Raw genomic sequence first — 20,548 nt, 5'->3', positions numbered from 1 at the left:
CAAAAAAAAGCCTCGCTCCGCAAAAGCGGCAAGCGAGGCAAGGCGGGCGCATCACCAGCAGGGGAGGGAGGAAACACCTGCGGCTTGAAGACGCGCCAGGAGAACTCAACACTGGAACCAAAACTCAGGAACACCTGAAACAACCGCGTCCGACACATCGGTCCGAAAACCGGAAAGGTACGCTAATCCTGCGGCTATCTACCTCATCTGCTTCGGTTTTCGAAGCGTCGGTAGGTAAGCTATGTCTTAGGTTATATCCGGGATTCGTATTTTAGACCATCACCATAAATCACCCGTCATTGACGGGGGATGACGCAAGTTCCGCGAAAGCTTCGTGGCGGTTGGCCGGGCTGATTCACGAAAAAGCGGGATCAATAGCCGGATCGTTTCATGCGATACTGCAAGAGCCGCATCATCCGCGCGTCGAAATTGGCCGCCTCGATCTGGTCGAATCGGAGCTGCTCCCGGTCATGCGCTTCGAGAACCCGGCGGGTCGTCTCCGCCACCTGCCGTTCCAGCGCATCGCAGGTCTTGTTGGGGGCGAGCGCGAGCAGTTCCCGTTCGAGTTGGCGGGCATTGGTGCGGGCAATTTCCGCATGCCGCTCCTCGTGACGCTTGATATCCTTCGACAGCGTATCCCAGATGAAGCCGAGATCGGTCGCGGCGCGGCTGCGATTGCCCCAGCGGGGCAGGATGAGGTGGGTGCGAAGCGTTACCCGCGCCCCGCCGACCGAACAGCGGCCGCCGCTTTCCACATAGGTGACATCGCCGCCGAACTTGATTTCGGTGGCGCCCGGATGCCGATGGCCGGTTGCGCGGGTGAGGGGGCCGCGGTTCTCCAGCTCCTTGTCGAGATCCTCGGCCGTGCGGCCGCCGATCCGGAAATAGGAATAGGTCTTGTTGATGATCGGCTCTGCAATGGCCGTCGCAGGGATCACGCAGAGGAGAAGAATGGCACCGAAAAGCCGGCGGACTCTGCGCATGGAGAACATTCTATGGCCTGCGACGTTGAACTTATGGGGACCTTGGGGCATAGCCAGCCTGAGCGCAACACAAAGGCATCAAATTTTGCGTTACCCTTCGACAGACGGCCAGCCAGTGATATCGCAGCGCAACAGCATCTGGCGTGTCGGGCGCGGCCGTGTCCTTGAACTCGGCCGGCAAGGCCAGATTATGGCGATCATCAACATCACGCCCGATTCCTTTTCCGACGGCGGAAAATACGGAAACGTCGATGCGGCGGTGGCTCACGCCGTTTCCTGCGTCCGCGACGGCGCCGGCATCCTCGATATCGGCGGCGAATCGACGAGGCCGGGTGCCGCCGAGGTGACAGCGGCGGAAGAGCAGGACCGCGTCCTGACGGTGATCGAAAAACTCGCTGCCGAGACGGATGCGTTGATCTCGATCGATACTTATCGGGCGGAAACCGCGCGTCTGGCGATGGCGGCGGGTGCTCATATCATCAACGACGTCCACGGCCTGCAGCGTGAGCCGGAGATCGCGACCGTTGCGGCTCAGACGTCAGCCGGGGTCTGCATCATGCATACCGGCCGAGGCCGCGAGCAGCAAAAACGTGCCGATCGGATCGCCGACCAGGAATTCTTCCTGCAGCAGTCGCTCGAGATCGCCGGCGCAGCCGGTATTCCCGAAGACGCGATCGTGCTCGATCCGGGTTTCGGCTTTGCCAAGGACCGTGACGACGACATGGAACTGATGGCGCGGTTCGCCGAACTGCACCGGCTCGGCTTTCCGCTGCTCGCCGGCACCTCGCGAAAACGCTTCATCGGCGCTGTCACAGGCCGCGAAAAGGCGGACGAGCGCGACGTCGGCACGGCTGCGACCACGGCGATCCTGCGCCTTGCGGGCGCTTCGATCTTCCGCGTCCACAATGTCGCAGCCAACCGCGATGCGCTGGCGATGGCCGACGCGGTTCTTGCGGCTGCCTCCGCTCATGAGGAAAGAGAGGGCCTTTGATGGCGACCTACACGATCACGCTGAAGAACTGTGCATTCTACGCCAAGCACGGCGCCTTCGAGCAGGAGGCCACGCTCGGCCAGCGTTTCTTCATTGACGTCACCATGGACGTGGAGGCGGACGAGGCGCTTGAAAACGACGACGTCGCAAGTACGGTCCACTACGGTATCGCCTACGAGATCGTCGAGAAGGTCGTGACCGAACACCGCCGCAACCTCATCGAGACTCTCGCCAAGGATATCGCCAAGGCGCTCTGCGCCTGGACCCCGCAGATCCGCCGGGTGGAGATCGCCGTGCGCAAGCCGAGCGTGCCGATCCCCGGCATCCTGGACTATGCGGAGGTGCGTGTTGAACATTTCGCCTGAAAAGACGTGGGAGGTCGCGGCGCTCGGTCTTGGCGGCAATATCGGGGATCCGCCGTCGTCCATGGCCGAGGCCCTCAGGCAGCTCGATGCGCGCGAGGATTGCCGGGTTGTTGCCGTCTCGAAACTGTACTCGACGCCGCCCTGGGGAAAGACCGACCAGGCCGACTTCTACAATTGCTGCGTCCTGGTGGAAACTTCGCTGGAGCCCGAGGACCTGCTGGACGTGTGCCTGTCGATCGAGCGCGGCATGAAGCGTATCCGCCTGGAGCGCTGGGGACCGCGCACTATTGACATCGATATCCTGACCTATGGCACCCGCGAGCAGAGAAGCGAAAAACTGGAAGTGCCGCATCCGCGCATGACCGACCGCGGCTTCGTGATGATGCCGCTTGCCGACATCGCCCCGGATCTTCTTGTGAAGGGAAGGAAAGTGCGCGACTGGCTTGGTGGAGCCGATATTGCCGGCATCAAGGTCGCGCGCGACAGCCGGGACTGGTGGCAGGGCGCCTGAGGCGCCCTTGGTGTCTTATTGTTGGATCGAGCCGACGGCGATCGAATCCATGTCGCGGTCGAGGCTGAGGCCGATCACCGGAACCATCTGGTCCTCGACCTTGATCGAGATGGTGATGTTCATCTTGTTCTCGCCGCGCAGGCTCGCGACCATCGCGCCGTTGAGCTGGTTGCGGTTGATGCCCATGACGACCTTGTCGCCGCTGACCGAGCCGGAAATGATGTCGAGACCCTTGCCCTCGGCGCCGTCCAGGAACTTGCCGGTATAACCGCGGCCGCTCTGGGTGATCGTGGCCGACATCGGCTGCTGGAACACGCCGACCCGGCAGGTTCCGTCGAGCTTGATGCCGACATTGCTGTCCGGAACGGCGGCGCCGGTCAGGTTGCAGCTGAATTTCGTGCCCTTGTATTTGCCGGCGACGATTTCGCCAGGGCCTTTCCAGATGCCCGCGACCGACTGGAAGAAAGCCTTGTCGCGTGGAGCGGCTTCAGCCTGCGGCGCCACGGCGGAGGTCGCCGCGACTGTCAGAACGGCGAACCCGCCGAGAAGCGAAAAGAAGCGCGAATACATGAACTTTCCCCTGACGAGCAGCAACTTTGAGTGTCCCGTAATTTAGGTGGGAATGGTTAACGACTGGTGACGATGGCCGGATTTGGGCGATGGTCAACCACTCTATTGTTCATCTTTCCGCCCACCGACGGTCGCAATATCCGAAATGAAATCGCCGATTCCCGGCCTTTTTACAACACGGAAGGGCAGCGGTCGGCAGAGGTCCATGGCAGCGATGCCGATTCGCGCGGTCAGCAGGCCGTTGATCACGCCTTCGCCCAGCCGCTTCGACAGTTTCGAGGCAAGGCCATGTCCGAGGACCTGTTGCGCAACACCGTCGCCGACCGCGATCGAGCCGGTGACGGCAAGATGGGCGATCACGTCCCGCATCAGCCGCAACAGTCCGAGCGTTCCTGGCCGACCGCCATAGAGTTCGGCCATGGCGCGGATCAGCCGCGTCACTTCGAAGAGCACATAGGCAAGGTCGACAATGGCACGCGGGCTGACGGCTGTGACGATCGAGACCCGTTTGGACGATCCGAGGATGAGCGCACGGGCCTTGCGGTCGAGCGGCGCCAGAAGCTCCCGCTCGGCGAGCTCGATAAGCTGCGGCCCGTCGATGATCTCGTCCTTCGTGGCATCGAGGTTCGCGCGACCCCTTGCAGTCTCCGCCCGGTGAGTGAGGATCTTGGTGAGTGTCACGACAACTGCGCGTGCAGCGATCGGGCGAGGGGAAAGAGCCGCCTCTTCCGCCTGGGCTTTCAGGGTCTGGACGGCGGAAAGCCGCATCATGCCAAAAATCTCACGGCCGACAATCACGGCGACGGCAACGAGTCCGATGGCAAGCGCGGTGAGTGCCGCGTATCCCAGCCAGTCGGCACGGGTGAACAGATCGCGGATGACGCTATCGGCCCAGAGCCCGAAGGCGAGCGACAGGAAGGTCCCGAAGGCGGCCGCCGCCAGATTGACGAACGAGAATTTCTTGCGCGACCGAGGTTCGGCGACCGGGATCGCCTCTGCGGCCAGTTCAGGCGGAGTCACGAACGGATCCTGTTCGTCGGGCGTTACCACGACGCCATCCTCGAAGCTGCGCGGGCTGCGGCGAGGGACGGGCAGGGTCTGGTTTGCGGACACGCTCTCGTCTTCGACCGAGAAAGAGGCCGGGCGGCGCTTGCCGTTCTGGGGTGTTTCGGGCGGTCTCATGCGAGTCGGTCTCCGAACAGGAACTGCATGGCGCGGTCGAGCCGGATATGCGGCACCGAGAGCTTCAAGCCGCCATTCGCCTCCTCGAGCGCCGGCGGGCGGAAGCGCACCACATTGATCTCGGGAAGCTCCGCACCGGCCGAATCGAGTCTTTGAAAGAATGCTTCAGGATCTTCCGGCAAGTCACCGGGAAATATAGCAGTTTTCTTAAGCCCGTCGAAGCGCTCGCCATTGATCATCTCGCCTGAAATAGGCGTGCCGACGATGACCGGCAGGAGGTGATTGTCTTCCTTGACGGTCGCCTCGCGGGTGGCGCGGACCGAGGCGATCGCCATCACCTCGATGCCGGCGCCCGCCATGCCGATTCGCTGGACGGCGCGGTCGACCAGCCGGCCCGTGAGCCGTTCCAGGCGGTCATGACTTTCGTGATGCAGGTGGTCCGCCTTGGTGGCCGCAACCAGAACCTTGTCAATCCGGCGACCGATCAGGGACGAAAAAAAGCTGTTGTGGCCGGGCCGGAAACAGGCGAGCACGTCGGTCAGCGCCCGTTCCAGATCCTGCACCGCTTCGGGCCCGCGGTTGATCGCCTGCAGCGCGTCGATCAGCACGATCTGGCGGTCGAGCCTGGCGAAATGCTCGCGGAAGAACGGTTTGACCACGACGTTCTTGTAGGCCTCGTAGCGGCGCTCCATCATCGCCCGCAGCGAGCCCTTCGGCGCCCGGGTCTCGGGCATGTTCGGCAGCGGCGCGAAAGTGAGCGCCGGCGAGCCTTCGAGATCGCCGGGCATCAGGAAACGGCCGGGCGGCAGGGTCGAAAGCGATCGCTCGTCCGCCTTGCAGGCCTTGAGATAGCCCGCAAAGGCTTCCGACAGCCGCCTGGCGGTCATTTCGTCGGCCGGGGCGTCCGCATCTATGCCGTTTGCGAGAGCCAACCATTCCCTCGACAGCTCCTCGCGGATGCCGGTCCCGGCAAGGGTTGCGGTATTATCGCTGAAGGTGCGAAAATCCTGCGCCAGCAGTGGCAGGTCGAGAAGCCATTCGCCGGGATAATCGACGATGTCGATCGAAAGCCGGCCGCGCGAAAACATCCGGCCCCAGCCGCTGGCACTCTGGTAGTCGAGAGTGATCCGCAGCTCCGAGATGGCGCGGGTCGAATCCGGCCAGATGCGGTCGCGCACCAGGGCCTGGATATGGTCCTCGTATTGGAAGCGCGGGATGGCGTCGTCCGGCTGCGGTTCGAGCCGTACCGCCGAGATCCGGCCGGCGCGCATGGCTTCGAAGAGCGGCAGCCGCCCGCCGTTCAGCAGATTGTGGACGAGCGACGAGATGAACACGGTCTTGCCGGCCCGCGACAGGCCGGTCACGCCGAGCCTGATCGTCGGATGCACGAGGCCCGAGGCGCGGTCGGCGAGATTGTCGAGCGCGATGCGCGCGTCATCCGAGAAGCTGGTAAGCGAAGGCGGCAAGGCGTCGTTCCGGGTCCAGTGTTTACGCCTATATAGGAAGCGGGCGCGGGGCCGCAACGGCCGTTGCCGGATCGAGATCAGGCGGTCAGGAAATCGGTCAGCACCCAGGCGGCATCCGAGCCCGCGACAAAGCCGCGATAATCGAGCACCGCAAGACCGGCAGGGGGATAACCGCCCGGAACCGCCGCAACCATCTGGTCGGCGCCGATCAGCCCTTCCAGGACTTCCTCCATGGTCGGGTTATGGCCGACGAGCATGACCGAGCTGCTGTCCCGCTGGCCTGCGAGAATGGCGAGATAGGTGCCGAGCGAGCCGTTGTAGAGTTCATCGACAAACACCGGCTCGATCTCCTCGCTGATCGCGCGGCGGACGGCTTCGGCGGTCTGGCGGCACCGCATGGCGGTGGAACTGATCAGGATATCGGGCCGGTAGCTGCGATCGGCCGCCTTGTCGGCAACGATCTCGGCCTGCGCAAAACCCTGGTTGTCGAGAGGACGATCAAAATCGTGTTGTCCGGGCTCCGCCCAGCCGGACTTGGCATGCCGTAGGAGGTAGATGCGGGAAGGAGGAGGAGTGATCGTCGTCATGCCCGGCACCGCTGTTAAGAGGATGGAAGGCATGGGTAGCCTTTCGTCACGAGACTCGTCAACTGCCGCAGATGTTTCGAAATAGCTCTGCCGAGCACAACTGCCTGTGGAGAAGAGTTTGGGGTGTTTCGAATAAAAGCTTAAAAAATAGCCGTTTAGCGGATTTTTATGACAGTTTTAAAAATGCCTCAATACTGAGCGCGAGGCTTGAATCGGCATGGGAGGATAGGATATAGAGCGCCGCATGAGATGTTCTTCAGGAGAATCGCGTTGAGTGAGAAGATCGATCTTAGCAACTATGTGCTCTCTGAAAACGATGAGTTCATGAATGCAAATCAGAAGGCATATTTCCGGGCAAAACTGATCGCCTGGAAAAATGACATCCTGAGAGAAGCGCGCGAAACGCTCGGCCACCTGGCTGAAGAGAGCGCCAACCACCCCGATCTCGCCGATCGGGCTTCCTCCGAAACCGACAGAGCCATCGAACTTCGAGCCCGTGACCGTCAGCGCAAGCTGATTTCCAAAATCGATGCCGCCTTGCAGCGCATCGAGGACGGCACCTACGGTTACTGCGAGGAAACGGGCGAACCGATCGGACTCAAGCGTCTCGACGCCCGTCCGATTGCCACACTGTCGATCGAAGCGCAGGAACGCCACGAGCGTCGTGAAAAGGTCTATCGGGACGAATAAATCGCCCGACCAGCCGTAAACGAATTCAAGGCACGGTTCTCCGTGCCTTTTTTCTTGGCGGATTTTTTTGGAAAACTGGCTTCACGCTCACTTGTCGCGGGTGACGGACATCTCGCCGAAGATGCGGGCGACTTCCGACTGCAGGCTCGGTTCGGGCGTAGCGCCCGTGACCGGCGGCACGCCGGCGTTACGTGGGGGTGTCTGACGGTTCGGCTGGGGGATGGCAACCGTCTCGCGGGCCGCGAGGTTGTTGGCCATTTCCTCCTCGAGGATCCGTTCAAAGTCACTGCCGAGCTGTTTCGGCTTGTCGGCTGCCGACTGCAGGGCAGGCGGCACGATCGCGGCGCTGGCCGGCACGACACGCGGCTCGGGCGCTTCCTGGAAAACCCGTCCACGGGCGGCGTCGAGCATATCGACTGCGTCGTCGAAAGCCGGAACCTGTGCGGGAGCGGGCGGCGGAGGCGGAGCCGGTGTCGGAGGAGTCACAGCGGCCGCCAGGGCTGCGATCGGCCGCAACGGTTCCGGTTTTACCTCCGAAACCTGGCGGGCCGGCGGTTCTATCCTTGGGGCGGCCGTCGGCTCGGGAATTGCATTGGCAACCGGGGCGGGCCGTGGTGCCAGCGTACCACTCATCGGTATCGGTGCCCCGGCAACGGGTGCCGCCGCCGGCGCCACGGGCGGAGCTACGCGCGGCGTCTCACGCGGTGGGATGACGCTTTCCCTGGCCGCATCGAAGCGCGTTTCCGGTGCCGCGGGGCGTGGGATCGGGGCAGGGCGTGGTTCGGCAACCGGAGCCGGTCGAGGTTCCATGACCGGTGCGGCTTGAACCGGGACCGTCATGTCCAGCGGCTGGAAACGGTTGGTCGCGGCGGCCGGGATCACCGGCGCGGCGACTGCCGCCGTGGAAATTCCGCTTTCGATGACGACGTCGGTCGGTCCGCCGATCATGATCAGATGTTCCACGCCGTCGCGGCGGATGAGAACCAGGCGACGCCTTGCATCGACGGCTGCCGCATCCAGCACCTGCAGTCGCGGCTGTCGATTCTTGCCGCCGCGCACGAAGGGCGAGGGGCCGCTGCGGCTGCGGATGAGCCAGAGGACGCCGATGAGGACGAGAAGCCCGATGCCGACGCCGACGACTGCGATCACCAGGCGGCCTCCATAGGCGCCCATCAGCTCTTCTAACATCTCTTGTCACTCCTCATGTGATCGCCGCGGTAAAAAACGACTTTTTTCCTACCGAAGCAAGCTGCTAACTGTCATTGTCCCGGGCTGAAAGACAGCGCAGATAAGCAAAGATAGGTCACTCCGCCAAACTGTCCCGGCTTTTGTGGCCTTGCGGAGCTTTTTGCTGAACCTGCAACTTGCTAATAAGGAATCGCGGGATTCCTGATCCCTGAATGTTCATGGCCGCAGCGCCGGTCGAAATGCGAGGAATTGATGACGAAGTTGCAGCAGAGCGGCAACTACGAGGCGCCCCTGGTGGAAAAAGGGACGCGTGGCGGCACCATCATCCGGATCGTTCTGCTGGCGCTCGTTCTCTGTGGAGTGGCCGCCGGCTTCGTGCTGTTTCAGCATGCGCTCGACAATGAGCTGGTGCTCGGTCTGCTCGGCATTCTCGCCATGGTCGGCATCTTCTTTCTGGTGTCCTCGATCATCGGCCTGGTCGAGGTCATGCCACAGTCTCGGTCCGACGAGCTGGCCCGCGGTTTCCTCGCCAATCACCCCGACGGCATTCTGATCACCGACGTCAAGGGCCGCATTCTCTACGCCAACGCCGCCTATGGCCGGATGACCGGTGCGACCAAGGCCAGCAATGTGCAGTCGCTCGAAGCGCTGCTGTCCAAGACCCGCGAATCGACCGAGGCGCTCTACCGGCTGACGACGGCCCTGCGCGAAGGCCGGGAGGGCCACGAGGAGTTCCGGCTTCTGCAGCCGATCGGACGCCCGACCGGAAACGGCTCCGGCGCCCACTGGTACCGTCTCAAGGCGCGGCTGCTGACGCCCTCCGACAGCCGCAAGGGCCAGCTCGACATCTGGCAGATTACCGACATCACCTCGGAACGCGACGACCAGGAACGGTTCTTCCGCGAGCTGCAGAACGCCATCGACTATCTCGACCATGCGCCCGTCGGCTTCTTCTCTGCGGGCAAGAAGGGTGAAATCTTCTACCTGAACGCCACGCTGGCCGAATGGCTCGGCATCGACCTGACCAAATTCCTGCCGCGCTCCATGACCATTGCCGATCTGGTGGCGGGCGAGGGCATGGCGCTCGTGCAGTCGGTGCAGGCAGCCCCGGGGCTGAAGCGCACCGAGACGCTCGACCTCGACCTGCGCCGCGCCAACGGTCAGAGCCTGCCGGTTCGGCTGGTGCACAATGTCAGCGCCACCCGCGACGGTGCGCCGGGCGAAAGCCGCACCATCGTGCTGACGCGGCCCAAGGGCGGCGAGGGCGATCAGTCGGCATCCGCGATGCGCTTCACGCGCTTCTTCAACAACACCCCGATGGCGATCGCCTCCGTCGATGGCGAAGGCCGGATCCTGCGCATCAATGCGCCCTTCCTCAAACTGTTTGCCGGGGTGGTTTCCCGCGATGACGTGGATAACGGCATCGAACTCGACCGCATCGTGCACGACAATTCCCGCCAGCATCTGATGCACGCGATTGCCGCCGCCAAGGATGGGCAGGGGGATATCGCCCCGATCGATTCGCGCCATCCCGGCGACGAGAACCGCTACGTGCGCTTCTACGTGAACGCCGTGATCGACGAGAGCGACGAAGCGCCGGAAGAGGCGGCGATCGTCTATGCCGTCGAGACGACCGAGCAGAAGGCGCTCGAAACCCAGATGGCACAGACCCAGAAGCTCAATGCGGTGGGCACTCTGGCGGGCGGCATCGCGCATGACTTCAACAACGTCCTGACCGCTATCCTTCTGTCCTCCGACCACCTCCTCCTGCAGGCGCGCCCCTCAGACGCAAGCTTCGCGGACCTGATGGAGATCAAGCGCAATGCCAACCGCGCCGCGGTGCTGGTGCGCCAGCTGCTCGCCTTCTCGCGCAAGCAGACCATGCGGCCGGCGGTGCTGAACCTCACAGATGTCGTAGGCGACCTGCGCATGCTGGTCGACCGGCTGATCTCCGGCACCAATGTGAAGCTCGAAGTGGATTACGGCCGCGATCTCTGGCCGGTGCGCACCGACCTTTCGCAATTCGAGCAGGTGCTGATCAATCTTTGCGTCAACGCGCGCGACGCCATGCCCCAGGGCGGCACGATCCTGATCAAGACCCGCAACGTGTCCGCCGAGGACGCGGGCGGCTTCCACCAGACGGATCTGCCGGCCGAGGATTTCGTCATGGTCGAAGTGTCCGACACCGGCACGGGCATCTCGGCCGAGATCATGGACAAGATCTTCGAACCCTTCTTCACCACCAAGGAAGTGGGCAAGGGCACCGGCCTCGGCCTTTCCATGGTCTACGGCATCGTCAAGCAGTCCGGCGGTTATATCTATCCCGAATCGGAAGTCGGTCGCGGTACCAGTTTCCGCATCTTCCTGCCCCGCCACATTCCCGAAGCACCGGTCGTCGTGCAGGAGGGTGGATCGGCTGACGCAACCGGCGCGCCGGCGCAGCCGGCCGTTCTGGCGCCTGTCGTGTCGACGCCCGCTTCCGACGACCTCGATCTCACCGGAAAGTCGGCAGTGGTGCTGCTCGTGGAGGACGAGGAGGCGGTCCGCCGCGGCGGCAAGCGTATGCTGGAGACGCGTGGCTATACCGTTCACGAGGCGGGTTCCGGCACCGAGGCGCTCGATATCATGGAAGAGCTTCAGGGCCAGGTGGATATCGTCGTCTCCGACGTGGTCATGCCGGAAATGGACGGGCCGACGCTTTTGACCGAGCTGCGTAAAACCTATCCGGACATGAAGTTCATCTTCGTCTCGGGTTATGCGGAGGATGCGTTTGCCCGCAACCTTCCGGCCGACGCCAAGTTCGGCTTCCTGCCGAAGCCGTTCTCGCTGAAGCAGCTCGCGGTCGCGGTCCGGGAAATGCTCGATTCGGAGTGAGAATCGGACGGTCTCTCGTAAAATTTCAAACGCCGCGATTCGCTTGGCGATTGCGGCGCCGCATTGATTTCAAACGCGAATTTTCCACACCTCGAAGAGGGGTGAACATCTTGAGAACGAAATCGAAATACCTATTTCGAGTCAATCTCTTGTCTGGCACTTGCCAAATGAGAACAAAATAGGTACATCACCTTTATCGGCTGCTTCATTGCTTGCGCGGCGGCAATAACCTAAAGGTGGGACCAGATGGCACAGAATAGTTTGCGGCTCGTAGAGGATAAAGGCGTGGACAAGAGCAAGGCGCTGGAAGCAGCATTGTCGCAGATTGAACGGTCCTTCGGTAAGGGATCGATCATGAAGCTCGGTTCGAACGAGAACATTGTCGAGATCGAGACGGTTTCCACCGGCTCTCTCAGCCTCGATATCGCGCTCGGCATCGGCGGCCTGCCGAAGGGCCGTATCGTTGAAATCTACGGTCCGGAAAGCTCGGGCAAGACGACGCTTGCGCTGCAGACGATTGCCGAAGCCCAGAAGAAGGGCGGCATCTGCGCCTTCGTCGACGCGGAACACGCGCTCGACCCGGTCTATGCCCGCAAGCTCGGCGTCGATCTCCAGAATCTCCTGATCTCGCAGCCGGATACCGGCGAACAGGCGCTCGAAATCACCGATACGCTGGTCCGTTCCGGTGCCGTCGACGTCCTCGTCGTCGACTCGGTCGCCGCACTGACGCCGCGTGCCGAAATCGAAGGCGAAATGGGCGACAGCCTGCCGGGCCTGCAGGCGCGTCTGATGAGCCAGGCGCTGCGCAAGCTGACGGCTTCGATCTCGAAGTCGAATACGATGGTGATCTTCATCAACCAGATCCGCATGAAGATCGGCGTGATGTTCGGTTCTCCGGAAACCACCACCGGCGGCAACGCCCTGAAATTCTACGCCTCGGTTCGCCTCGACATCCGCCGCATCGGCCAGGTCAAGGAGCGCGAGGAAGTGGTCGGCAACCAGACTCGCGTCAAGGTCGTCAAGAACAAGATGGCGCCTCCCTTCAAGCAGGTCGAATTCGACATCATGTATGGCGAAGGCGTGTCCAAGACCGGCGAACTGATTGATCTCGGCGTCAAGGCCGGCATCGTCGAGAAATCCGGTGCCTGGTTCTCCTATAACAGCCAGCGTCTCGGCCAGGGCCGTGAGAACGCCAAGATTTTCCTGCGTGATAATCCCGAACTTGCCCGCGAGATCGAAACGTCGCTCCGCCAGAATGCCGGCCTCATTGCCGACCGCTTCCTGCAGAATGGCGGTCCGGATGCCGACGACAGCGACACGGCCACCGAGATGTAGGTCATTTCGCGGCACGCGGGGTTTTCTCCGACCGCTTCCAATCAGCCGGTCGCCATCGAAAGATGAGCGGCCGGTTTCTCGTTTGGTTCGACGGTGGGCGGCTGGACAGTTGTGGGCGTGGGCGATACAAGCCTTTGGTTTTCGAAAAATAGGACCGCATCCGGCGGTAAAAAGGGCGTAGCATGAGCGGCGTGAATGAAATCCGGTCGACCTTCCTCGACTATTTCCGAAAGAACGGACACGAGGTCGTCTCCTCCAGTCCGCTGGTGCCGCGCAACGATCCGACGCTGATGTTCACCAATGCCGGCATGGTGCAGTTCAAGAACGTGTTCACCGGCCTTGAAAAACGGCCCTATTCGACGGCGACGACGGCGCAGAAATGCGTTCGCGCGGGCGGCAAGCACAATGACCTCGACAATGTCGGTTATACCGCCCGTCACCACACCTTCTTCGAAATGCTCGGCAACTTCTCCTTCGGCGACTATTTCAAGGAACGCGCGATCGAACTCGCCTGGAACCTGATCACCAAGGAGTTCGGCCTCGACGCCAAGCGTCTGCTGGTAACGGTCTATCATACCGACGACGAGGCCTTCGGCCTCTGGAAGAAGATTGCCGGTCTCTCGGACGACAGGATCATCCGCATCCCGACCAGCGACAATTTCTGGGCGATGGGCGATACCGGTCCCTGCGGTCCGTGCTCGGAAATCTTCTATGACCATGGCGATCATATCTGGGGCGGACCTCCCGGTTCGCCGGAAGAGGATGGCGACCGGTTCATCGAGATCTGGAACCTCGTCTTCATGCAGTATGAGCAGGTGACGAAGGAAGAGCGGATCGACCTGCCGCGCCCGTCGATCGACACCGGCATGGGTCTGGAGCGTGTCGCTGCCGTCCTGCAGGGCCAGCACGACAATTACGATATTGACCTGTTCCGGGCACTGATCTCGGCCTCTGAAGAGGCGACCGGCGTCAAGGCAGAAGGCGAACATCGTGGCAGCCATCGTGTCATCGCCGACCACTTGCGTTCATCGGCCTTCTTGATCGCGGACGGCGTGCTGCCATCGAACGAGGGGCGCGGTTACGTGCTCCGCCGCATCATGCGCCGCGCCATGCGCCACGCCCAGCTGCTCGGCGCCCGCGATCCGCTGCTCTGGAAGCTGCTGCCGGCCCTTATCCAGCAGATGGGCCGCGCCTATCCGGAACTGGTGCGCGCCGAATCGCTGATTTCGGAAACGTTGAAGCTTGAGGAAAATCGCTTCCGCAAGACGCTGGAGCGCGGTCTTTCGCTGCTCTCGGATGCGACCGGTACGCTTCACAAGGGCGACATGCTGGACGGCGAGACCGCCTTCAAGCTCTACGACACCTACGGCTTCCCGCTCGACCTGACCCAGGATGCCTTGCGCGCCCGCGAGATCGGCGTCGATATTTCAGGCTTCACGGACGCCATGGAGCGCCAGAAGGCCGAAGCCCGCTCCCATTGGGCCGGCTCCGGCGACAAGGCCACTGAGACGATCTGGTTCGAGCTCAAGGAAAAGCACGGCGCCACCGAGTTCCTCGGTTATGACACGGAAACGGCCGAAGGCGTTGTGCAGGCGATCGTCCGTGACGGCAAGGCGGTCGACAGCGCGTCGGCCGGCGAGCAGGTGCAGGTCGTCGTGAACCAGACGCCGTTCTATGGCGAATCCGGTGGCCAGATGGGCGATACCGGCGTGATCTCGACGGACAACGCCAAGCTCGATGTCGCAGATGCCCAGAAGAAGGGTGAGGGCCTGTTCGTCCACATCGCGACTGTCGCCGAGGGCACGTTGAAGGTTGGCGATGCGGTGGCGCTGACGGTCGATCATGCCCGTCGTTCGCGCCTGCGCTCCAACCATTCGGCAACCCATCTCCTGCACGAGGCGCTGCGCGAAGTGCTCGGCACCCATGTCGCCCAGAAAGGTTCGCTGGTGGCGCCAGAGCGTCTGCGCTTCGACGTCTCACACCCGAAGCCGATGTCGGCGGAGGAGTTGCAGAAGGTCGAGGACATGGCAAACGCCATCATCCTGCAGAATGCTCCGGTGACGACGCGCCTGATGAGCGTCGACGATGCTATCGCGGAAGGCGCCATGGCGCTGTTCGGCGAAAAATACGGCGATGAAGTCCGCGTCGTTGCGATGGGCAAGGCAGTCGAAGGCCCGAAGGCCGGCAAGCCTTATTCGATCGAACTCTGCGGCGGCACGCATGTCAATGCCACCGGTGATATCGGCCTTGTCCGCGTCCTCGGCGAAAGCGCCGTCGGCGCCGGCGTTCGACGTGTCGAAGCCGTGACCGGCGAAGCCGCACGTCTCTACCTTGCTGAGCAGGACGATCGCGTGAAGACGCTCGCAGGCGCCTTGAAGGTGCAGCCGGCAGAGGTGGTTTCGCGCGTCGAGGCACTGCTTGACGAGCGCCGCAAGCTCGAAAAGGAACTGGCGGATGCCAAGCGCCGGCTTGCCATGGGCGGCGGGCAGGGCGGTTCGACCAGCGATGTCAGGGAGATAGGCGGCGTCAAGTTCATGGGCAAGGCGCTGACCGGCATCGATGCCAAGGACCTCAAGGGTCTGGCGGACGAAGGCAAGGCGAGCCTCGGCTCCGGCGTCGTCACCCTGATCGGCGTTTCGGAAGACGGTAAGGCGAGCGCCGTGGTTGCGGTCACGCCGGATCTCACCGGCCGCTTCAGCGCCGTGGATCTGGTCCGCATCGCATCGGTGGCGCTCGGCGGCAAGGGCGGCGGCGGCCGTCCGGACATGGCCCAGGCCGGTGGCCCCGATGGCGCCAAGGCCAGTGAAGCGCTCGACGCGGTGGCAGCCGTTCTCGGCGCCTGACGACAAACACCAGAAGCGGGCATTGCCCGCTTTTCGGTTTCAAAGGAAAACCAATGGGCGTGATGGCCAAGATCGACGACGAGCTGGATGGGGTCGAAAACGACCTCGTGCCGGCGCTCTTTCGGGATGCGCCGAGTTCCGTCTCGTTCAACAAGTTGCGCAAACGTCTGCTGCGGCAGGTGCGTCAGGCCTTCGAAGATTTTGGCATGCTCAATGGCCAGAAGCGTTGGCTGATCGGTCTCTCCGGGGGCAAGGATTCCTATTCGCTGCTCTCCGTGCTGCTCGATCTGCAATGGCGCGGCCTGCTGCCAGTCGAACTCCTGGCCTGTAATCTCGACCAGGGCCAGCCGAATTTCCCCAAGCACGTGCTGCCGGACTACCTGACCTCGATCGGCGTGAAACACCGCATCGAATATCGCGACACCTATTCGATCGTGAAGGAAAAGGTGCCGGAAGGCGCCACCTATTGTTCGCTCTGTTCAAGGCTGCGGCGCGGCAATCTTTACCGGATCGCCCGCGAAGAAGGCTGCGATGCGCTGGTGCTTGGCCATCATCGTGAAGACATCCTCGAAACCTTCTTCATGAATTTCTTCCATGGCGGAAGGCTCGCTGGCATGCCGGCAAAGCTGCTGAACGACGAAGGCGACATGATGGTGCTGAGGCCGCTCGCCTATTGCGCCGAGGACGATCTGGCGAAGTTCGCGGCCGCCATGCAGTTCCCGATCATCCCCTGCGATCTCTGCGGCTCTCAGGATGGCCTGCAGCGCAATTCCATGAAGGCGATGCTCGCGGATATCGAGGCCCGCATGCCGGGCCGCAAGGACACGATGCTGCGCGCGCTCGCGCATGTGAACCCGTCGCACCTGCTCGATCCGAAACTCTTCGATTTCTCCGGCCTTCAGGCCGCTCAAAGCCTCTGAATTCCTCCCGACCCAAGCCCCCAAAGAGACGATTGTCATGACCCTGCCGCTCGACATCACGAAGCTTGCCGATCTTCTGCGCCTTGCCGCCAAGGCGGAAATCCTGCCGCGTTTCCGGCGGCTTGGCAGCGGTGACGTGCGCTCCAAGAGCGAGCCGGCCGACCTGGTGACGGAAGCCGACGAGGCAGCCGAGCGGATGATCCGCCGCGAACTGGAAGCCTTTGCACCCGGTGCGCTTTTTGTTGGCGAGGAATCGGTCGCGGCCGATCCGTCATTGCTCGCCAGGCTCGCGGACGCGGAATTCGCGGTGGTCGTCGATCCGGTCGATGGCACGTTCAACTTTGCCTCGGGCATCCCGGCCTTCGGCGTCATGGCCTCCGTCGTCTGGAAGGGCGAGACGGTTGCCGGCATCATCTATGATCCGATGGGTGACGACTGGGTCATGGCGGAAAGGGGCGCCGGCGCGTTCCTGCGGCGTCCGGACGGCGAAGCGATCCGCCTTGCGGTCGCCGAAACCCGGCCGATCGAAGCCATGATCGGCATGGCATCGCCCGGATACTTCTTCGGCGGCGAGCGCGAGCGGATCCTCGGCAATCTCGCCAAGGTTCGCTTCTTCGCCAACTATCGCTGCTCTGCCCACGAATACCGCACGTTTGCCGGCGGCCATGTGCAGTTCGTGCTCTACAACAAGCTGATGCCCTGGGACCATCTGGCCGGCACGCTGATCGGCACGGAGGCGGGCGGTTACGTCGCGCGCTTCGACGGTTCCCCCTATATGCCGCACCATGTCGATGGCGGCCTGCTGCTCGCGACCGACAAGGACAGCTGGCAACTGCTGCGCAACGAGATCATCGGCCACTGAAATGACGGCCGTCAAAAAGAAAGGCCGGATCGCTCCGGCCTTTTTCTTGGATGAAATGCCTCAGATCTTTGGATTTTGCGGCTGGAAGAGTTTTCCCTTCTCGCCGATCAGAACGAAGATCAGCCCGATGATCGAGACCGTGAAGAAGCCCACGACCAGCGGCAGCGCCGTGCCGTTGAAGGACTGGCCGATTGCGACGCCGATCAGCGCTCCGCCGACTGTGCTCATGAAGCCGAGCACGGCGGACGCGGTTCCAGCGACATGGCCGAGCGGCTCCATGGCGAGCGAATTGAAGTTCGAGCCGATCCAGCCGAACTGGAACATGGAGAGCCCGAAAAATACGATGAAGATGACGAGCGGCATGGGTTGAGGCCCGAAGATCTGCACGAGCATCCAAACGAATGTGATGCCGATAAAGCCAAGGAGCGAGCCGTGCGAAAGGCGTCGCATGCCGAAACGCCCGACAAACCGGGCGTTCAGGAAGGATGCCGCAGACATGAACACCGCCACGCAGGCGAAGACCAGCGGAAACCAGACGCCGACGTCGTAGATGCCGACATAAATCTGTTGGGCCGAGTTGATGAAGCCGAACATGGCGCCGAAAATGAACGTGCTGGCAATCGTGTAACAGAGGGCAAGGCGATTGGTCAGAACGATCTGGAAGGCGCGCAGAATCGAGGAAACGGTGAACGGGCGCACATCGGCCGGATCGAGTGTTTCCGGCAGGCGCGAATACATCCAGAAGCCGACGCAGAGCGATGCGATCGCCATGAACACGAAGATCAGATGCCAATTCCCGAACAGCATGATGACCTGGCCGGTGGCAGGCGCAATGACCGGCACGACCATGAAGACCATCATGATCAGCGACATCACTTCCGCCATGGCGCGACCACCGTATACGTCGCGCACGATCGAGATGGAGATCACCCGTGTTGCGGCCGCTCCGGCGCCTTGGATGAAGCGAAGGATCAGCAGCGCCCCGAATGACGGCGCGATGACAGCACCGACCGCACAGACGAAATAGAGGCCGAGGCCGAAGATCATCGGGTTTCGGCGACCAAAACGGTCGGAGATCGATCCATAGACGACCTGCGCTGCGCCGAGACCGAAGAGATAGGCCGAAACGACATATTGCCGGTGGTTCTCGTTGACGACGCCGAGCGAAGCGCCGATCTCCTGAAGGCCGGGGAGCATGATGTCGATGGCGAGCGAATTGATGGCCATCAACATCGCCATCATTGCAATGAATTCGACCCGACCCATGCCGCGCAGGCGGTCCGGGGCCGTTTGTGAAGGATTTGTCACAGCAGTTTCCTAAACAACGTGAAAGGCGCCGTTGGGAGCGGCGCCTTGAAAATATTTCTGACAATGTCCCGGACCTTGGCCCGGAAAATCCTACGCCGCGCCGCGGACGCTGATTCCCTGTTCCTGCAGGTGAGTCTGCAGCTCGCCGGACTGGAACATCTCGCGGACGATATCGCAACCGCCGATGAACTCGCCCTTGACGTAAAGCTGTGGAATGGTCGGCCAGTTGGAATAGTCCTTGATCCCCTGGCGAATTTCGGCGTCGGCGAGAACGTTGACACCCTTGTAGTCGAGGCCGAGATAATCGAGGATCTGCACGACCTGGCCCGAGAAACCACATTGCGGGAACTGCGGGGTGCCCTTCATGAAGAGAACCACGTCGTTGGTCTTCACTTCGTTGGCGATAAAATCGGTAATTCCGCTCATGTCCTATCCTTTCACATGCGGTTTCAAGGGCCGCTGCGCTGCGTCATTTCCCTTAAATAGCAATGTGGCATTGGGAATTCCAGCGGAATAGTCCGCCGGGACGCGCTTATTGAGTCGCGTGGCCGCTGTTTTTACTCAAGCCGGGCAATGGTTCGGTCAGCGGCTGCGCTGCTTGCTGCGACTTGCCGTCGTGCGCCGGCGGCTCACCTGCTTCCTCGCCGGCTTCGCCGCGCGGTTGCTTGAGGCCTTCGTGCGCGAGCTCTTCTTGACGAAACGCCCGGAGGTGGCGGATCGGGTCTGCCGCTTCTTGCGTTTTGCGGGTGTGCGGCCATGCGACTTGCCGAGAAGCTCTTTCATGGCAGTTTCGACGAGGCCGGTGACGATCTCCTTGATCAGGTCGGGCATCGGATCATGTCACTCCGCCGGAGCCGAGGTCTGCAATGCCAGCGCATGCAGAACGCCGCCCATATTCCCCTTCAGAGCCTCGTAGACCATCTGGTGCTGCTGGACGCGGCTCTTCCCCCGGAAAGCTTCCGCCACCACTTCGGCGGCATAGTGGTCGCCGTCGCCGGCAAGATCCCGGATGGTGACCTTGGCACCGGGAATGCCGGCCTTGATCAGGTCTTCGATTTCACCGGGTCTCATAGCCATGATGTCATCCCTTTTCTTCTCCGCGGACTCAACCGCGGAACCTTTTGTCAGGATACACTGCCTCAAAGCTGCTCTCCGGTCAAAGCGGGATCGAGCGGCTCCGCCTCAATGGTGCAAGAATACGTGCTTCACCTTGTAGAGGCTGGCCTTGGCTCGAGTCAGAAGCGGTGGAAGATGCTGGGTCCGGGAGAAGCGAAAGAGCCAGATGGAACTCAGTGTCAGGATCATGAAGCCGTAGGACTCGAAACTTTCCTCCATCACGACGATATCGAAATGCTCGGCGAGTTGGCTGCAGGCGAGAACGGCGGCAACCAAGCCCAGCGGCCAGGAAAGGCGCGGATGAATGGCGCGCAGGATGCCGCCTCTATGACGGTATTCGAACACGATGGTCGCAATCAGCAGCACGAGAACGGCAGCGCCGATAATAATCGGCAGCCATGTCTTCGACACACAATAAACTGTCATACTTCCACGGCATACTGGCATCTCGCGCATGAAGAAGATGACGGAGATGCAGGCCGTCGTAACTGCGACGAAACGTGCCAATATCCTCGTCCCCAAGGCCGCCATCACGGCAAAGAGGGCGGTGATGGCGAGCGATGCAGACTGAAGGTCTTCGATGGGGCCATCCTCATCGAAGATGTCGTGGGTGGTCATCCCCATCTTCGAAAAAATCATCCAGGCCAGAACGTTCAGGCAAAGGGTGATGATCAGTGCATCGAGCCAGATGCGCCTGTAGCGCCAGGTCGGGCCCGATGACCTCAACCAGGTCAAAATCGGCATAAGCATTTTTGTG

General features: G+C 62.0%; 20 protein-coding genes. 9 read left to right on the top strand and 11 right to left on the bottom strand.

Annotated features, from left to right (window positions below):
- Positions 1-371: 371 nt before the first annotated feature.
- Positions 372-983, bottom strand: a complete 612-nt coding sequence (locus PMI07_RS28300) for a DUF922 domain-containing protein (protein ID WP_037088678.1) — start codon at positions 981-983, stop codon at positions 372-374.
- A 115-nt stretch (positions 984-1,098) separates the two neighbouring features.
- Here PMI07_RS28300 and folP point away from each other — a divergent pair, with 115 nt between their 5' ends.
- The 3 genes from folP to folK are packed head-to-tail and all read left to right on the top strand — an operon-like array spanning position 1,099 to position 2,850.
- The gene (gene folP / locus PMI07_RS28295) at positions 1,099-1,974 is read left to right on the top strand and encodes a dihydropteroate synthase (RefSeq protein WP_037088561.1); all 876 of its coding nucleotides are present in this window, start codon (positions 1,099-1,101) and stop codon (positions 1,972-1,974) included.
- Positions 1,974-2,339 carry a dihydroneopterin aldolase gene (folB, locus tag PMI07_RS28290; RefSeq protein WP_007754542.1) on the top strand — a complete coding sequence of 122 codons (366 nt, stop codon included), beginning with the start codon at positions 1,974-1,976 and terminating at the stop codon, positions 2,337-2,339. The genes folP and folB overlap by 1 nt, the downstream gene beginning before the upstream one ends.
- Positions 2,323-2,850: a 2-amino-4-hydroxy-6-hydroxymethyldihydropteridine diphosphokinase gene (gene folK / locus PMI07_RS28285; protein ID WP_007754539.1), complete on the top strand. Its 528-nt coding sequence runs from the start codon at positions 2,323-2,325 to the stop codon at positions 2,848-2,850. Before folB ends, folK begins: the two co-directional genes overlap by 17 nt.
- Positions 2,851-2,865: 15 nt before the next feature.
- Here folK and PMI07_RS28280 read toward each other — a convergent pair whose 3' ends face one another.
- The 4 genes from PMI07_RS28280 to PMI07_RS28265 form a co-directional block, all read right to left on the bottom strand.
- Positions 2,866-3,420, bottom strand: coding sequence for a hypothetical protein (locus PMI07_RS28280; protein WP_024164237.1), 555 nt, complete (start codon positions 3,418-3,420; stop codon positions 2,866-2,868).
- A gap of 102 nt (positions 3,421-3,522) precedes the next feature.
- Positions 3,523-4,602 carry a TIGR01620 family protein gene (locus PMI07_RS28275; protein ID WP_007770318.1) on the bottom strand — a complete coding sequence of 360 codons (1,080 nt, stop codon included), beginning with the start codon at positions 4,600-4,602 and terminating at the stop codon, positions 3,523-3,525.
- Entirely contained in the window at positions 4,599-6,068 is a 1,470-nt protein-coding gene (locus tag PMI07_RS28270; RefSeq protein WP_024164236.1) for a YcjX family protein, read from the bottom strand. The genes PMI07_RS28275 and PMI07_RS28270 overlap by 4 nt, the downstream gene beginning before the upstream one ends.
- Before the next feature lie 77 nt (positions 6,069-6,145).
- Complete coding sequence (locus PMI07_RS28265; protein ID WP_037088677.1) at positions 6,146-6,655, bottom strand: histidine phosphatase family protein; 510 nt, start codon at positions 6,653-6,655, stop codon at positions 6,146-6,148.
- Between the two features lie 270 nt (positions 6,656-6,925).
- On the opposite strand from PMI07_RS28265, the gene dksA reads away from it, so the two are divergent.
- Entirely contained in the window at positions 6,926-7,345 is a 420-nt protein-coding gene (dksA, locus tag PMI07_RS28260; protein WP_007771163.1) for an RNA polymerase-binding protein DksA, read from the top strand.
- 87 nt (positions 7,346-7,432) lie between these two features.
- On the opposite strand, the gene PMI07_RS28255 is transcribed toward dksA, so the two are convergent.
- Positions 7,433-8,533 carry a flagellar biosynthetic protein FliO gene (locus PMI07_RS28255; RefSeq protein WP_024164235.1) on the bottom strand — a complete coding sequence of 367 codons (1,101 nt, stop codon included), beginning with the start codon at positions 8,531-8,533 and terminating at the stop codon, positions 7,433-7,435.
- Between the two features lie 252 nt (positions 8,534-8,785).
- On the opposite strand from PMI07_RS28255, the gene PMI07_RS28250 reads away from it, so the two are divergent.
- The 5 genes from PMI07_RS28250 to PMI07_RS28230 all read left to right on the top strand — a co-directional run bounded on the left by PMI07_RS28250 (position 8,786) and on the right by PMI07_RS28230 (position 17,367).
- Entirely contained in the window at positions 8,786-11,407 is a 2,622-nt protein-coding gene (locus PMI07_RS28250; RefSeq protein ID WP_007770100.1) for a PAS domain-containing sensor histidine kinase, read from the top strand.
- Between the two features lie 246 nt (positions 11,408-11,653).
- Positions 11,654-12,742 (top strand): recombinase RecA, encoded by a 1,089-nt coding sequence (gene recA, locus PMI07_RS28245; protein WP_007770098.1) that lies wholly within the window; start codon positions 11,654-11,656, stop codon positions 12,740-12,742.
- Positions 12,743-12,924: 182 nt separating this feature from the next.
- Positions 12,925-15,585, top strand: coding sequence for an alanine--tRNA ligase (alaS, locus tag PMI07_RS28240; RefSeq protein ID WP_007770096.1), 2,661 nt, complete (start codon positions 12,925-12,927; stop codon positions 15,583-15,585).
- A 53-nt stretch (positions 15,586-15,638) separates the two neighbouring features.
- Entirely contained in the window at positions 15,639-16,505 is an 867-nt protein-coding gene (gene ttcA / locus PMI07_RS28235; RefSeq protein ID WP_007770094.1) for a tRNA 2-thiocytidine(32) synthetase TtcA, read from the top strand.
- A 37-nt stretch (positions 16,506-16,542) separates the two neighbouring features.
- On the top strand, positions 16,543-17,367 hold the full coding sequence (locus PMI07_RS28230) for an inositol monophosphatase (RefSeq protein ID WP_007770092.1): 825 nt from the start codon (positions 16,543-16,545) through the stop codon (positions 17,365-17,367).
- A 60-nt stretch (positions 17,368-17,427) separates the two neighbouring features.
- On the opposite strand, the gene PMI07_RS28225 is transcribed toward PMI07_RS28230, so the two are convergent.
- From PMI07_RS28225 to PMI07_RS28205, 5 genes are all read right to left on the bottom strand, one after another.
- Positions 17,428-18,633: a multidrug effflux MFS transporter gene (locus tag PMI07_RS28225; RefSeq protein WP_037088675.1), complete on the bottom strand. Its 1,206-nt coding sequence runs from the start codon at positions 18,631-18,633 to the stop codon at positions 17,428-17,430.
- Between the two features lie 132 nt (positions 18,634-18,765).
- Positions 18,766-19,101, bottom strand: coding sequence for a Grx4 family monothiol glutaredoxin (grxD, locus tag PMI07_RS28220; RefSeq protein WP_007770088.1), 336 nt, complete (start codon positions 19,099-19,101; stop codon positions 18,766-18,768).
- A gap of 156 nt (positions 19,102-19,257) precedes the next feature.
- The gene (locus PMI07_RS28215) at positions 19,258-19,506 is read right to left on the bottom strand and encodes a hypothetical protein (RefSeq protein WP_007770087.1); all 249 of its coding nucleotides are present in this window, start codon (positions 19,504-19,506) and stop codon (positions 19,258-19,260) included.
- 9 nt (positions 19,507-19,515) lie between these two features.
- Positions 19,516-19,752, bottom strand: coding sequence for a BolA family transcriptional regulator (locus PMI07_RS28210; RefSeq protein WP_007770085.1), 237 nt, complete (start codon positions 19,750-19,752; stop codon positions 19,516-19,518).
- A gap of 105 nt (positions 19,753-19,857) precedes the next feature.
- Positions 19,858-20,535: a hypothetical protein gene (locus PMI07_RS28205; RefSeq protein ID WP_037088558.1), complete on the bottom strand. Its 678-nt coding sequence runs from the start codon at positions 20,533-20,535 to the stop codon at positions 19,858-19,860.
- Positions 20,536-20,548 lie beyond the last annotated feature (13 nt).

This window comes from Rhizobium sp. CF080, from assembly GCF_000282095.2.
Classification (GTDB): domain Bacteria; phylum Pseudomonadota; class Alphaproteobacteria; order Rhizobiales; family Rhizobiaceae; genus Neorhizobium.
Note: the sequence above shows the minus strand (reverse complement) of the source record. Positions and strands in the feature narration are given on the sequence as shown.

Bases quoted from the DNA above. Each gene is read 5' to 3' on its own strand.
- PMI07_RS28300 (WP_037088678.1), bottom strand. From the start codon at position 983: ATGCGCAGAGTCCGCCGGCTTTTCGGTGCCATTCTTCTCCTCTGCGTG.
- folB (WP_007754542.1), top strand. From the start codon at position 1,974: ATGGCGACCTACACGATCACGCTGAAGAACTGTGCATTCTACGCCAAG.
- PMI07_RS28280 (WP_024164237.1), bottom strand. From the start codon at position 3,420: ATGTATTCGCGCTTCTTTTCGCTTCTCGGCGGGTTCGCCGTTCTGACA.
- PMI07_RS28275 (WP_007770318.1), bottom strand. From the start codon at position 4,602: ATGAGACCGCCCGAAACACCCCAGAACGGCAAGCGCCGCCCGGCCTCT.
- PMI07_RS28265 (WP_037088677.1), bottom strand. From the start codon at position 6,655: ATGACGACGATCACTCCTCCTCCTTCCCGCATCTACCTCCTACGGCAT.
- PMI07_RS28255 (WP_024164235.1), bottom strand. From the start codon at position 8,533: ATGTTAGAAGAGCTGATGGGCGCCTATGGAGGCCGCCTGGTGATCGCA.
- PMI07_RS28250 (WP_007770100.1), top strand. From the start codon at position 8,786: ATGACGAAGTTGCAGCAGAGCGGCAACTACGAGGCGCCCCTGGTGGAA.
- recA (WP_007770098.1), top strand. From the start codon at position 11,654: ATGGCACAGAATAGTTTGCGGCTCGTAGAGGATAAAGGCGTGGACAAG.
- alaS (WP_007770096.1), top strand. From the start codon at position 12,925: ATGAGCGGCGTGAATGAAATCCGGTCGACCTTCCTCGACTATTTCCGA.
- ttcA (WP_007770094.1), top strand. From the start codon at position 15,639: ATGGGCGTGATGGCCAAGATCGACGACGAGCTGGATGGGGTCGAAAAC.
- PMI07_RS28230 (WP_007770092.1), top strand. From the start codon at position 16,543: ATGACCCTGCCGCTCGACATCACGAAGCTTGCCGATCTTCTGCGCCTT.
- PMI07_RS28225 (WP_037088675.1), bottom strand. From the start codon at position 18,633: ATGGGTCGGGTCGAATTCATTGCAATGATGGCGATGTTGATGGCCATC.
- grxD (WP_007770088.1), bottom strand. From the start codon at position 19,101: ATGAGCGGAATTACCGATTTTATCGCCAACGAAGTGAAGACCAACGAC.
- PMI07_RS28215 (WP_007770087.1), bottom strand. From the start codon at position 19,506: ATGCCCGACCTGATCAAGGAGATCGTCACCGGCCTCGTCGAAACTGCC.
- PMI07_RS28210 (WP_007770085.1), bottom strand. From the start codon at position 19,752: ATGGCTATGAGACCCGGTGAAATCGAAGACCTGATCAAGGCCGGCATT.
- PMI07_RS28205 (WP_037088558.1), bottom strand. From the start codon at position 20,535: ATGCCGATTTTGACCTGGTTGAGGTCATCGGGCCCGACCTGGCGCTAC.